At 69.2% G+C, this 13,131-nt stretch carries 8 protein-coding genes; 5 read left to right on the forward strand and 3 right to left on the reverse strand.

Translation table 11 applies throughout. From position 1 onward, the window contains the following. Positions 1-211: 211 nt before the first annotated feature. Positions 212-2,041 (reverse strand): glycoside hydrolase family 15 protein, encoded by a 1,830-nt coding sequence (locus DM992_RS08425; RefSeq protein ID WP_111016407.1) that lies wholly within the window; start codon positions 2,039-2,041, stop codon positions 212-214. A 163-nt stretch (positions 2,042-2,204) separates the two neighbouring features. On the opposite strand from DM992_RS08425, the gene DM992_RS08435 reads away from it, so the two are divergent. Next, positions 2,205-3,449: a lactonase family protein gene (locus DM992_RS08435; protein WP_111016409.1), complete on the forward strand. Its 1,245-nt coding sequence runs from the start codon at positions 2,205-2,207 to the stop codon at positions 3,447-3,449. A gap of 100 nt (positions 3,450-3,549) precedes the next feature. Here DM992_RS08435 and DM992_RS42640 read toward each other — a convergent pair whose 3' ends face one another. Both DM992_RS42640 and DM992_RS08445 read right to left on the reverse strand, forming a co-directional pair. Beyond that, positions 3,550-8,241, reverse strand: a complete 4,692-nt coding sequence (locus DM992_RS42640) for a DNA translocase FtsK (protein WP_111016411.1) — start codon at positions 8,239-8,241, stop codon at positions 3,550-3,552. Between the two features lie 177 nt (positions 8,242-8,418). Then, complete coding sequence (locus DM992_RS08445) at positions 8,419-8,964, reverse strand: META domain-containing protein (protein ID WP_111016413.1); 546 nt, start codon at positions 8,962-8,964, stop codon at positions 8,419-8,421. A 212-nt stretch (positions 8,965-9,176) separates the two neighbouring features. On the opposite strand from DM992_RS08445, the gene purT reads away from it, so the two are divergent. The 4 genes from purT to DM992_RS08470 all read left to right on the forward strand — a co-directional run bounded on the left by purT (position 9,177) and on the right by DM992_RS08470 (position 13,010). Beyond that, positions 9,177-10,391 (forward strand): formate-dependent phosphoribosylglycinamide formyltransferase, encoded by a 1,215-nt coding sequence (gene purT / locus DM992_RS08450; protein ID WP_111016415.1) that lies wholly within the window; start codon positions 9,177-9,179, stop codon positions 10,389-10,391. A gap of 18 nt (positions 10,392-10,409) precedes the next feature. After that, a complete protein-coding gene (locus DM992_RS08455; protein ID WP_072440792.1) occupies positions 10,410-10,595 on the forward strand; it encodes a DUF6726 family protein in 186 nt (61 codons plus the stop codon). A 79-nt stretch (positions 10,596-10,674) separates the two neighbouring features. Further along, the gene (locus DM992_RS08460; RefSeq protein ID WP_111016417.1) at positions 10,675-11,055 is read left to right on the forward strand and encodes an MliC family protein; all 381 of its coding nucleotides are present in this window, start codon (positions 10,675-10,677) and stop codon (positions 11,053-11,055) included. A 395-nt stretch (positions 11,056-11,450) separates the two neighbouring features. After that, entirely contained in the window at positions 11,451-13,010 is a 1,560-nt protein-coding gene (locus DM992_RS08470) for a DEAD/DEAH box helicase (protein WP_111016419.1), read from the forward strand. The last annotated feature ends 121 nt before the right edge of the window (positions 13,011-13,131 follow it).

A 13,131-nucleotide genomic window follows, 5' to 3' on the forward strand; every position in this document is an offset into this window, starting at 1 on the left:
GCAGACTACTCCCGCGTGGGGGACGGTGCGCAAGGGCGGCGTGGGGCGTCGCGGCGTGCCGTGGGGGTCAGCGGCCGGCCATGTTGCACTGCGGCCGGTCAATCGCGTCGATCATATCGGACAACAATGAATGTTGCAACGCAACAATTCCCCGATCTTTCATCAAAACTTTGCGATTTGACGTTCTCTGAAGAAGCTGCCTGCGCCCCGTTCAGCGCCCCGTGGCCATCGCCGGCGCGGGCTGGCCGGCCGCGCGCGCCATTGCGTCTTCGTGGTGCATCAGGTTCATCGCGGTATGCACGAGCGCCACGTGCGAGAACGCCTGCGGGAAGTTGCCGACGAGCCGCCCGGCAACCGGGTCGTATTCCTCCGCGAGCAGCCCGAGGTCGTTCGACAGCGAGAGCAGCCGGCTGAACAGGCGGTGCGCGTCGTCGATCCGGCCGAGCAGCGCGTAATTGTCGACCAGCCAGAAGCTGCACGCGAGAAACGTGCCTTCGCCGGGCGGCAGGCCGTCGTCGTATTCGGTCGTGCGGTAGCGCATCACGAGCCCGTCGTGCAGCAATTCCCGCTCGATCGCTTCGACCGTGCCGACGATGCGCGGGTCTTCCGGCGGCAGGAAGCCGAGCAGCGGCATCAGCAGCACGCTCGCGTCGAGCTCGTCGCTGCCGTAGCTCTGCGCAAACGCCTGCTTGTCTTCGTGCCACGCGTTGTCGCATACGTCGGCATGGATCCGCTCGCGCAGCGCGCGCCAGCGGTCGAGCGAGCCGGGCAGCCGGAACATTTCCGCGGACTTGATCGCGCGGTCGAACGCGACCCACGCCATCACCTTCGAGAACGTGAAATGGCGGCGGCCGCCGCGCGTTTCCCAGACCCCCTCGTCGGGTTCCTGCCAGATCTTCTCGAGATGGTCGAGCAGCGCGCACTGCACGGACCAGACCGTGTCGTCGGCCTGCAGCCCGCCCACGCGCGCGAGGTGCAGAGCGGCCATCACCTCGCCGAACACGTCGAGCTGGAGCTGGTTCGCGGCACCGTTGCCGATGCGTACGGGCTTCGAGTCCTGATAGCCGGGCAGCCAGTCGAGTTCCATTTCCGGCAGCCGGCGCTCGCCGGCGATCCCGTACATGATCTGGATCTGCTCGGGCGAGCCGGCCATCACGCGGCCGAGCCATGTGCGCCACGCGCGCGCCTCGTCGTAGTAGCCGCCGCGCATCAGCGCGAGCAGCGTGATCGTCGCGTCGCGCAGCCAGCAGTAGCGGTAGTCCCAGTTGCGGTTGCCGCCGATCTTTTCGGGCAGCGACGTGGTCGGCGCCGCGACGATGCCGCCGGTCGGCTCGTACGCGAGCGCCTTCAGCGTGATCAGCGAACGGCGCACGGCGGCCGCGTAGCGGCCCTGCACCTGGCAGCGGCCCGACCATTCGAGCCAGTAGTTCTCGGTGCGCGCGAGCATCGACAGCGGATCGCGCGCGGGCGGCAGCCGCATGTGCGATGCCGCGTAGCTGAGCGAGAACGGCACGCGTTCGTCGGCGCTCACCGTGAATTCCGCAATCGTATGGAGATTCTTGCCGGTGAGCGGCACCGGCGTACGCAGCACGACGGTGTCGGGGCCGGCGATCGCCTTCATGCCGTCCTCGCGGGTCAGTTGCGTGACCCACGGAACCGAGAAGCCGTAGTCGAAGCGCAACACGAGCTCCATGCGCATCTTCATCGTGCCGTGGCGGCCGACGACGATCCGCACGAGTTCGGACCAGCCATTGCCGGGCGGCATGAAGTCGATCACGGTGACGGCGCCGTCGGCGCTTTCGTAATCGGTTTCGAGAATCAGCGTGTCGCCGCGATAGCGGCGGGTCGTGTGCGTGATCGCGGCGTCGGCGGCCGGCGCGAGCAGCCAGCGGCCGTGCTCGGGCGTGCCGACGAGCGCCGCGAAGCAGGCGCCCGAATCGAAGCGGGGCCAGCACAGCCAGTCGACGGAGCCGTCTTTTGCGATCAGCGCGGCGGTGTGGCCGTCGCCGACGAGGGCGTAGTCTTCGATCAGGGCGGGCATGGGCAGGCGATCCTTGGTTTCGAGTTCACAATGCGGACGGCGGCGCCCGGGCTTCACGCGCCGGCGCTGCGCCCCGTATACTCGGCCGGGCGGCGGAGCGCGTGAACGGCCGGCGTTTCGTCCTATCTCAACACTTGAAGCGACTCGATGCAAGGAGGATTCAATGCCCAACCGTTTACGCGAGCATGACGCACGCGCTTCGACACGAGGGTTCCCGCTTAGGCTCGCTCACTGGATGAAAGGTTTCGCGATCGTGCTTTCCCTGTCCGCGACCCATGCATTTGCGCAGCAATCGCCCGCCCCGGCCGACGGCGTCTACAACCTGCTCGTCGGCACCTATACGGGGGGCGGCAGCGACGGGATCTATGTTTACCGCTTCGATACGAAAACCGGCAGCGTCGCGCCGGTGTCGTCGGCGAAGACCGTGAATCCGTCGTATCTGTTGCCGAGCCGCGACGGTCGCACCGTCTACGCGGTCAACGAACTGCCCGGCGACGACGGGCCGGCGACGCAGCGCGGCGGCGTCAGCGCGTTCCGCTTCGACGCGAAGACGGGCGCGCTGACCTTCATCGACCGCGTGTCGTCGGAGGGGAACGATCCTTGCTATCTCGCGCTGTCGCCGGACGGCAAGTACCTCGTGACGGCCAACTATTCGGTTGCGTCGGATCCGGGCGGCAGCTTCGCGGTGTTCCCGCTGCGCGACGACGGCGCGGTCGGCCAGGCCGTGCTGGCCGTGCACCATGAAGGCACGGGGCCCGTGAAGGGCCGCCAGGACGGCGCGCACGTGCACTCGACGGTGTTTTCGCCGGACGGCCGTTACCTGTTCGTGCAGGATCTCGGCGCGGACAAGCTCTACGGCTACCGCTACACGGTGGACGGCAGCCGCGGGCTGATCGGCCCGACCGACACGCGCTACACGCCGGTGAAGGCCGGTTCGGGCCCGCGTCACATGGTGTTCGGCGCCGACGGCCGGTTCGCGTACGTGACGAGCGAGCTGAACGCGTCGGTCGAGGTGTTCGGCTACCACGACGGCAAGCTGACGCCGGTCGAGACGGTGCCGATGACGGCGCCGGGTTTCAAGGGCAAGGTCGGCGGCGGCGCGATTCATCTGTCGCCGGACGGCCGCTTCCTGTATGCGAGCAACCGCGGCGACGCGAACGACATCGTGATCTACGCGGTGAACCAGGCCGACGGCCGCCTGAAGCACGTCGGCCGCCAGTCGAGCCTCGGCAAGACGCCGCGCGAGTTCCTGATCGATCCGACCGGCAAGTGGCTGATCGTCGGCAACCAGGACAGCGATACGTTCTACGTGTTCAGCCGCGATGCCGAAACGGGGCAGCTCGGCGCGAATCCGCAGAAGGTTGCGGTCGGCAAGCCGGTCGACTTCAAGCTGGTGCCGGCGCTGTAAATGACAAAGGGCGCTGCCGATGCAGCGCCCTTTGTGTTCCGGGGCGGCCGGTTTCGCGGTGCGTCCGCGCCGGCCGATCGCGGCCGGGCGGCCGCCTTGGTCAGTCGGCCGCGGCCGGCACGAGCACCTCGCGGCTGCCGTTGATGCCCATCGCCGATACCAGCCCGGCCGCTTCCATCTGCTCGACGAGGCGCGCGGCGCGGTTGTAGCCGATGCGCAACTGCCGCTGCACCGACGAGATCGACGCGCGCCGCGTGCGCACGACGAACGCGACGGCTTCGTCGTACAGCGGATCGGCTTCCGCGTCCGGCGCTTCGCCGAACAGGTCCTGCGTCGCGCCGTCGGCGGCCGGGCCGTCGAGAATTCCTTCCTCGTACTGCGGCTCGCCGAACTGCTTCAGGTACTCGACGATCCGGTGCACTTCCTCGTCGGCGACGAACGCGCCGTGCACGCGCTGCGGATAACCGGTGCCCGGCGGCAGGAACAGCATGTCGCCCATCCCGAGCAGCGATTCGGCGCCCATCTGGTCGAGGATCGTGCGCGAGTCGATCTTCGACGACACCTGGAACGCGACGCGCGTCGGGATGTTCGCCTTGATCAGGCCGGTGATCACGTCGACGGACGGACGCTGCGTCGCGAGGATCAGGTGGATGCCGGCCGCGCGGGCCTTCTGCGCGAGACGCGCGATCAGCTCTTCGATCTTCTTGCCGGCGACCATCATCAGGTCGGCCAGCTCGTCGATCACGACGACGATCAGCGGCAGCTTCGACAGCGGCTCGGGATCCTCGGGCGTCAGCGAGAACGGGTTGCCGATCTTCTTTTCCTTCGCTTCCGCGTCGCGGATCTTCTGGTTGAAGCCCGCGAGGTTGCGCACGCCGACGGCCGACATCAGCCGATAGCGCTTTTCCATTTCGCCGACGCACCAGTTCAGCGCGTTCGCCGCAAGCTTCATGTCGGTGACGACCGGCGCGAGCAGGTGCGGGATGCCTTCGTAGACCGACAGTTCCAGCATCTTCGGGTCGATCATGATGAGCCGCACGTCCTCGGGCGTCGCCTTGTACAGCAGCGACAGGATCATCGCGTTGATCGCGACCGACTTGCCCGAGCCCGTCGTGCCGGCGACGAGCATGTGCGGCGCCTTCGCGAGATCGGTCACGACCGGGTGGCCGGTGATGTCCTTGCCCATCGCGATCGTCAGTTGCGACGGCGAATGCTGGTACTCGCGCGCGGCAAGGATTTCCGACAGGCGAATCATCTGGCGCTTCGCGTTCGGCAGTTCGAGGCCCATGCAGGTCTTGCCGGGAATCGTTTCGACGACGCGGATCGACGTGAGGCCGAGGCCGCGCGACAGGTCCTTCATCAGGCCGACGATCTGGCTGCCGCGCACGCCGAGCGCGGGTTCGATCTCGAAGCGCGTGATCACGGGGCCGGCCGACGCGCCGACGACCGTCACCGGCACCTTGAATTCCTGCAGCCGCTGTTCGATCACCTGGGCCGTCTGCGCGAGGTGTTCCTCGGTGATCATTTCGACGTCGTCGGACGCGGGCTCGAGCAGGTCGAGCGTCGGCAGTTCGACGTTGAACGACGCGGGCGCGTGGAATTCGAACGCGTTCGGGCGCGGCTGGCGCGCGGGGGTGTCGGGAGCGACGGCTGTGTCGGTTGCGGCGGGCGCGGCCGGTTCGGTTGCCACGGCGGCGATGGCTCCGATGGGGGCGGCAACGGGAAGCGTCGACGCGGCAGCGACAGTCGCCGGCGTGGGCAGGCCCGCGCCGGGAATGGTTGTTGCCGGTTGCGGTGTGTCGGTCGATGCGACAGCCGGCGTTGCGGACATATTCGGCGTCGACCAGCTCGCCGACGAGGCGGCAGGGGCGGGCGGCGTTGCGAACGTCGGGGTTGCGGTTGCCGCAGGCGCCGATGCGATCGACAGGGGCTGCGTCGCCGTTGTTGCGGCGATGGACGCCAGCGATCCGGCCGCGATGACAGGCGAGCCTGCGACCGGTTGAGCCGGGCCCGCTGTGGCCGTGGTCATCGGGGTGACTGCGCCCGAGGACGGTGTCGTTACGACGGAAGCGGCTGGCGGAACCGGCAGGCTGGCCGCCGGCTGCGGTACGGTTGAGCCGGATTCGCCGAACGTCGTGCCGGTCGACGCGGTTGCCGTGCTCGTCGAAAGAGTCGATGCGGGCGCGAAAGGCTGCGCGGCGATCGAGCCGGACGCGAAACTCACAGGCGCCGCGGGAGCGGTCGCAGGCGTTGCCGCCGGTGCAGGCGCTTGGGTTGTCGAACCGGATGTCAAATTCGGCGCGCCGGCGGTCGATGGTGCGGCGGCGGGTGCGGCTATCGATGCGGGCGTTGATTCGCGGGAGAGGGAACCGTAAGTCGCGCCCGTAACGCTGGCCGGTGCCGCCGATACTACCGATGCGACGGCCGGTGCCGAGGCGGCAGGCTGTGAAAGCGAAGCGGATGCCGGACCGGTTGCGCCGACCGTGGAAGTCGAAGCGACTGGTGCAACGGTTAATGCGGACGCGGCCGGTTGCGAAAGCGAACCGGATGCCGTACGGGTTACGCCAACCGGTGAAGCCGCAGCTGTGTCGAGCGCAATGCTCGATGCAGATGCAGGTACCTGCGCGGTCGCACCGCGAGCGGCGCCGCCGAGCGGCGAAGTAGCGGCGGCCGAAGCCGTCGGTGCTGCGGCAAACGGTTGAGCTGCCTGCGATTTCGGCAATTCCACGGAGACGGCCGTATCTGTCGTTGCAGGTTGCACGGTCGGCGGAATCGACGGTGTCCGCGTCCAATCTGTCGCGGGCGTGGCGCCTGGTGCGATTACCGACAGCGGCGCGGCACGCTCGCCGGCTTTCGGCTCGACGGTTTCCGATGCGGTACGCGATGCAGTCAACGCCGACCCTGCCGCAAGCGGCACGGCGTCGGAACTGACGCGTGCCGACGATTCTGCGATCGACGAAGAGGGGAGGGCCGCAAACGGCGCGATCTCCGCGGCGGGTTTGACGTCGGCGTGAGCATCGGCGATGCGCTGCGGCGCATGGGCCGGTGCAAGGCGATCGATCGCAGGAGCCGGTTGCGCGTCGTACTTGCCATCGATATCGATGGACGCAACCGTTTTGCTTGCAGCGATGTCGTGAACCGCCTCGTCTTGCGGCTGCGCGAAGGCCGCATCGGCCGGCTCCGCTCCCGCCGCGTCCGTCGGCGACGCGGCGATCGGGCTACCGGCCGATCCATCGAATGCGGAAACCGGCCGGCTGGCGAGGTCTTCCCACGGAGCGAGGTCGATCGGCGCGTCGAACGACGGCGCGGGCGCGATCCCGAATGCCGGCGCGGCGGGCACATCGTCGGCGTGCCGGATCTCGGGGGCGCCGTGATGCGAAAACGCCGCATTGTCGATGTCGGTATCCGGCAGCGTCTGCGGGACGACGTCGCCGAACGTCGTGGTGCCCGTATCGGTAACCGGAGCATGCGCCGTGCCGGACGCTGCCGGCATGAATGCATCCAGCAGGATCGGCGCGTTGTCGGCGTAAGCGGGCGCCGCATCGTGTTCGACCGGGGCGCTGGCGTCATGGTCCGCGAGGCCATGCGTCGCGGAGACGAACCCGTTTGACACGGCAGCCGACACCGGCGCGGCAACGCTGCCGGCTGCCGCTGCCATACCGGCCACGGTTGCGGCGGCTGCCGCCGCGCGCACGGCATCGGTCGACTGCGAACCGCCGAGCGTGGCCCATTGTGCGGTGCTGGCCTCGATCGAGCGCAGCGTGTCGTGAACGCTCGGCGCCGGCGTGATCGGCGCCGCGGGTTTTTCCGTCCATGCATAGAGCGGCGCGCGCGCCGGCGTTGGCGGTGCCGGGCGGCGGCGCGCGGTATCCGGCGGCAGGCCGGCCGCGCCGATTCCCGCCACCGGTCGCACCGGCGGGCGCGGCGACGGTGCGCCCGCCGGCCGCGGCGTGACCGTGGTGTGCGGAGCGGTCTGTTTCAGTGCAGCGGTGGCCGGTCGCGCAGCCGTCGGCCGTGGCCGGACGGGTTCGAATCCAACCGGAAGCGGGGCGGGATCGGGGCGCGGCACTTGCGAGTTAGCGGCCGCGCGCGCGAGGCTCGCGGTACTGCCGGTCGTCGGGGGCGGCATCGCGCTGGTCGGGATCGGTGCGGGCGGTGCCGGCATGCTGCGACCGGTCGCGGTCGGTTTCAGCCAGCCTGACGGCGCGACGGGTTCCGTGTGCGGACGCGGGGGCGTCTTGCTGCGCGGCTTCGGCCGTGCCTGCGGGTCGGGTTTCCACAGCGTCGGGCGCGAATACCGGCCGTTCTGGCGCGGTGCCATCGAGTTGACGGTATGCGCGGTGGTCGGCTGCACGACGTCGTCGTCGCGATGCAGCGCGCTGCGCGGCAGGTCGGCGATACCGCGGGCGTCGTCGTCGTCGCGCTCGCGCGACAGCTTGACGCCGAACGATGTGTCGACCCATGCGGCGAACCGGCGCCAGCCGATGCCGGTCAGCCAGGGCAGCCCTGCGAAGAGCAGCACGACCATCGCGACCGGCGTGCCGATCGGGCCGAGCACATGGGCGAAGCCGGCGGAGAACGCGTGGCCGAGCGCATTCGTGTCGGGGCCCGACAGCGCGCTCGTCAGCGTGCAGCTTGCGACGAACACCGCGGCGAAGCCGAGCCACAGGCGGATCGAGCCGCGGCCGGCGAGGCCGCCGCCGCCGGGCAGCATCGCCTGCACGAGACGCCAGAACAGAAGGAGGAACCAGACGGCGGAGATGCCGAACCAGCCGAAGACAACCGTGTGCATGCTTTGAAACAGGAGTGGGGAGGGGCGCACGGGGCGCGACCCGCCGAGTTTAACCGGCCGGCGAACAAGATTCTAAGGCGGCGTGAATTCGTTTCACGCCGTGCGGCGCGTGCGTCCGGCACACGCGCGCGGCGCGCAGCGCGAAGGCGGTCGGCCGGCCTTCGCGCGCGCGGTGCGTCAGGGGCTCCGGTGCGTGAAGGTCAGCGTTGCGCCGGCATTGGTCACGATCTGCAGTTGCTTGGGTTCGCGCATCTGCAGGCCGGTCTTCTCGATATGGGCGAGCGCGTCGAGGTACGCGTGTTCGAGCTGGCCGCCGAGCGTATTCGGGCAGGCCATCCGCGTGCCGGCGAGCGGCCCGAAGCTCAGCAGGCCGTTCTTGATCGTATAGGTGCCCATATAGCGGTTGCAGCCCGAGAAGCCGCTGGCGCGCCGGATGCCCGAATCGGTCGACAGCGCGAGCTTGATCGGCTCGCCGTTGTCGCCGTGCGGGATCGTGCGCGGCGTGCCGTCGGCGTTCAGCCAGCTGGTGAGTTCCCAGCTCGTGTCGTCGAGCAACTGGACCGCGGCCGGGTTGTACGGGTCGGGGGCGGGGGCGGCGGAATCGGGGTGGGTCGGCATCGCGCAGGCGGCGAGAAGCGTGGCAAGCGTCAACGCGCAGAGCGGCGCGCGCAACGGGCGAAGCAGGCCGGTGCGTGCGCGTGCGGCTGCGAACAGGTGGGACATGAGCCTCGTTCCTCATCGGATTCTGATCAAGGCGTAAGAGTAACGCACCCGCCCCGCGGCAGGCGAGCCGACACTTCGCGCGTGAAAACGTTCGCAGCCTGCCCGCGCGCGGCGCGCGGCCGGGCAGCGGCACGGCGAAACCGCCAAACCGGCGCCGTGGCGCGTGTTAACATCGGAGCCGTTTTCGTCCTCCACCAGAAGCGGGAAATCACATGCAGATCGGTCAGCGGCTCGGTACGCCGCTTTCACCCTCGGCCACGCGCGTCATGCTGCTCGGCGCCGGCGAACTCGGCAAGGAAGTCATCATCGCGTTGCAGCGGCTCGGCGTAGAAGTCATCGCGGTCGACCGCTATCCGGACGCACCGGGCCATCAGGTCGCGCATCGCGCGCACGTGATCGACATGACGGACGCCGCCGCGCTGCGGGCGATCGTCGAGGCCGAGCGCCCGCACCTGATCGTGCCGGAGATCGAGGCGATCGCAACCGACGCGCTCGCGGCGATCGAGGCGGCCGGCCTCGCCGAGGTGATCCCGACCGCCCGCGCGACGCAGCTCACGATGAACCGCGAAGGAATCCGCCGGCTCGCGGCCGAGGAGCTCGGCTTGCCGACGTCGCCGTATGCATTCGCGGATTCGTTCGAAGCGTTCAGCGCGGCCGTCGCGAAGATCGGCATGCCGTGCGTCGTGAAGCCGGTGATGTCGTCGTCGGGCAAGGGGCAGTCGGTCGTGAAGACCGAAGCCGACGTGAAGCCCGCGTGGGACTACGCGATGGCGGGCGGGCGCGTGAACCACGGCCGCGTGATCGTCGAAGGCTTCGTCGATTTCGAATACGAGATCACGCAACTGACCGTGCGCGCGATCGACCCGGCGACGCTCGGCACGCGCACCTACTTCTGCGAACCGGTCGGCCACGTGCAGGTCGCGGGCGACTACGTCGAGTCTTGGCAGCCGCAGCCGATGAGTGCGGTGGCGCTCGAGAAGTCGCGCGAGATCGCGCACAAGGTTACCGAGGCGCTCGGCGGGCGCGGGATGTTCGGCGTCGAGCTGTTCGTGCGCGGCGACGACGTCTGGTTCTCCGAGGTGAGCCCGCGGCCGCACGATACGGGCCTCGTCACGCTCGCATCGCAGCGCCAGTCGGAATTCGAGTTGCACGCGCGCGCGATTCTCGGGCTGCCGGTCGATCCGACGCTCGGTACGCCGGCCGCGTCGGCCGTGATCTACGGCGGGCTCGACGAGCGCGGGATCGCGTTCGAAGGCGTGCGCGACGCGCTCGCGGTGCCGGGCGCCGACCTGCGCCTGTTCGGCAAGCCGGAAAGTTTCGCGAAGCGGCGCATGGGTGTCGCGCTGGCGACCGGCGCGACCGTCGACGAAGCCCGCGAACGCGCGAAGCGCGCCGCCGCGGCCGTGCGGCCCGTGTCGGCCCGCTGACGGAACGAGGAGAGGGCGATGGCGCCGATCTGGCTGCGTATCGGAAAGCTGGGCGCCGCGCTGGCGCTGGCCGCGAGCCTCGCGGGTTGCGGCCTCGCGGCCGCGCCGTGCCGGGTGGCATCGGCCGGGCTCAAGATCGTGCCGCTCGTCGGCCATGTCGCGGCCGCGCCGACCGACGCGTGCGCCGACGTCATCGATCCCTGACGACAATAACCGGTGCGATAAGCAACGATAACCGCGCCCCGCGAGGGCGCGTTTCGACCCGTCTCGTGAAAGGACCTGCATGATTCGCCAAACCGTCGCCGCACTCGCGCTCGCCGGCACCGCCGTTTCCGTCGCGCATGCCGCGCAACTGACCGTCGAAGAGATCGACGCCGATTCGCGCCAGCAGACCGTCTACCAGTGCGCGAACCAGAAGCAGCCCGTGCGCGTGTCGTATTGGCTCGCGGGCAACGGCCAGAGCTTCGCGCTCGTGCCGGTCAACGGGCGGCAACTGCTGTTCGTCGATACCGTGTCGGCCTCGGGCGCGCGCTATCAGGCCGGCCGCTATACGTGGTGGACGAAGGGCAAGGAAGCGACGCTGCGCGACGAGATCGCCGACCAGAAGTCGCCGCCGCTGCTGGGCGACTGCGTGCAGGTCGATAAGAAAAAGAAGAAGGGCTGAGTGCCGGGCGCAATCGTCGATCGTGCGCCGTCGGCGCCTGCCTGCTGCCGGACCTGAGACCTGACGGTTCGGCGCTCGGGGCGGCCGCGGACGCCGGGCGACGCAGTCCTTGATCGGGCCCCTTATATCGCTCGACGACCGATCGGGATAGCCCGACCGGGCCGTCCGCCGGCCGCGCGGTGCCGTCCGGGCTCGTCGCGCGAACCGCCGCTGCGGCCGTTCGCGGCGTTGTCACGGACAGATGGCCGCGCAGTGCTACAATACGGCCCTTTCCGCCGGCATTCGCGCCGAACGGAGTCCGCACGGCCTGGTGTCCAGCGTTCGCATTGAACCGGTCCCAAGCGCCAGAGCGGCGCCGCGCGGCGCGCCGCGGCTCCGTCTATTTCCGAATTGTGATGAGCGCAGGCCCGGCTGGCCTGACGCACGATGTCCCCGCCGCGCCTTTTGAGCGAAACGCCACCATGTCCGATTCTGTCGCCAAGCCCGTCGACGCAACCTTCGACCAATTCGGCCTTGCCGCCGATATCCTGAAAGCCATTGTGGAGCAGGGCTATACGACGCCGACGCCGATCCAGGCGCAGGCCATTCCGGTCGTGCTCGCCGGCCGCGACGTCATGGGCGCCGCGCAAACAGGCACCGGCAAGACCGCGAGTTTCTCGCTGCCGATCATCCAGCGCCTGCTGCCGCAGGCCAACACGAGCGCATCGCCCGCGCGCCACCCGGTGCGCGCGCTGATTCTGACGCCGACCCGCGAACTGGCCGACCAGGTCGCCGCGAACGTGCATGCGTACGGGAAGCACACGCCGCTGCGCAGCGCGGTCGTGTTCGGCGGCGTCGACATGAACCCGCAGATGGCCGAGTTGCGCCGCGGCGTCGAGATCCTGATCGCGACGCCGGGCCGCCTGCTCGACCACGTGCAGCAGAAGACCGCGAACCTCGGGCAGGTGCAGATGCTCGTGCTCGACGAGGCCGACCGGATGCTCGACATGGGCTTCCTGCCGGACCTGCAGCGGATCCTGAACCTGCTGCCGAAGGAGCGCCAGACGCTGCTGTTCTCGGCCACCTTCTCGCCGGAAATCAAGAAGCTTGCGTCGACCTACCTGCGCAACCCGCAGACGATCGAGGTCGCGCGCAGCAATTCGACGAACGCGAACGTCACGCAGATCGTTTACGACGTCGCCGAAGGCGACAAGCAGGCGGCCGTCGTGCAGTTGCTGCGCGATCGCGGGCTCAAGCAGGTGATCGTGTTCTGCAACAGCAAGATCGGCGCGAGCCGGCTCGCGCGCAATCTCGAGCGCGATGGCGTGGTCGCGTCGGCGATCCACGGCGACAAGACGCAGATCGAGCGGATGCAGGCGCTCGACGCGTTCAAGCGCGGCGAAATCGAGGCGCTGGTCGCGACCGACGTGGCCGCGCGCGGCCTCGACATCGTCGAGCTGCCGGCCGTGATCAACTTCGACCTGCCGTTCAGCGCGGAAGACTACGTGCACCGGATCGGCCGTACGGGCCGTGCGGGCGCGACCGGCGACGCGCTGTCGCTGTGCAGCCCGAACGAGCGCAAGCAGCTCGCCGATATCGAGAAGCTGATCAAGCGTCCGCTCGAAGTGCAGACGCTCGCGCTCGACAAGCCGGCGCGCCATCGTCAAGACGACCGTGGCGGCGAGCGCGGCGGCGACCGCAACAGCGAGCGCGGTGGCGAACGGGGCGGTCGTCGCGAACGCGACGAGCATCGCGGTGCATCGGGGCGCCGCTCGGCCGGTTCCGAGCGCAGTGGCCATCACCGTCGCCACGAAGCGCCGGTCGACGATTTCTTCCTGAAGCCGTATGAGCCTTCGGCGGCGGCGAAGCAGTCGGACGACGCGCAGCCTGCGCAGCAGCCCGAGAAGAAAGGGCCGAAGCGACAGGTCGCTGCGCTGCTCGGCGGGTTCGGGATGCCGCGCAAGCCGTCGGCGTAAGCCCGGCGGACGTGGCGGTGCGGCGCGCGAGCGCTGCCGCAAAAGCGGGTGCATGCGATGAGCATGTGCCCGTTTTTTTATTGGGGCTGTGGTTGGATGGGGCGGGCGGGATGCGGGCTTC

The sequence above is a fragment of the Burkholderia sp. JP2-270 genome (assembly GCF_003233675.1).
Classification (GTDB): Bacteria; Pseudomonadota; Gammaproteobacteria; order Burkholderiales; family Burkholderiaceae; genus Burkholderia; species Burkholderia pyrrocinia_C.

Coding starts and splice junctions, on each gene's coding strand:
- DM992_RS08455 (WP_072440792.1), top strand. CDS start 10,410: ATGGCGCCGATCTGGCTGCGTATCGGAAAGCTGGGCGCCGCGCTGGCG.
- DM992_RS08470 (WP_111016419.1), top strand. CDS start 11,451: ATGAGCGCAGGCCCGGCTGGCCTGACGCACGATGTCCCCGCCGCGCCT.
- DM992_RS08425 (WP_111016407.1), bottom strand. CDS start 2,041: ATGCCCGCCCTGATCGAAGACTACGCCCTCGTCGGCGACGGCCACACC.
- DM992_RS42640 (WP_111016411.1), bottom strand. CDS start 8,241: ATGCACACGGTTGTCTTCGGCTGGTTCGGCATCTCCGCCGTCTGGTTC.
- DM992_RS08460 (WP_111016417.1), top strand. CDS start 10,675: ATGATTCGCCAAACCGTCGCCGCACTCGCGCTCGCCGGCACCGCCGTT.
- purT (WP_111016415.1), top strand. CDS start 9,177: ATGCAGATCGGTCAGCGGCTCGGTACGCCGCTTTCACCCTCGGCCACG.
- DM992_RS08445 (WP_111016413.1), bottom strand. CDS start 8,964: ATGTCCCACCTGTTCGCAGCCGCACGCGCACGCACCGGCCTGCTTCGC.
- DM992_RS08435 (WP_111016409.1), top strand. CDS start 2,205: ATGCCCAACCGTTTACGCGAGCATGACGCACGCGCTTCGACACGAGGG.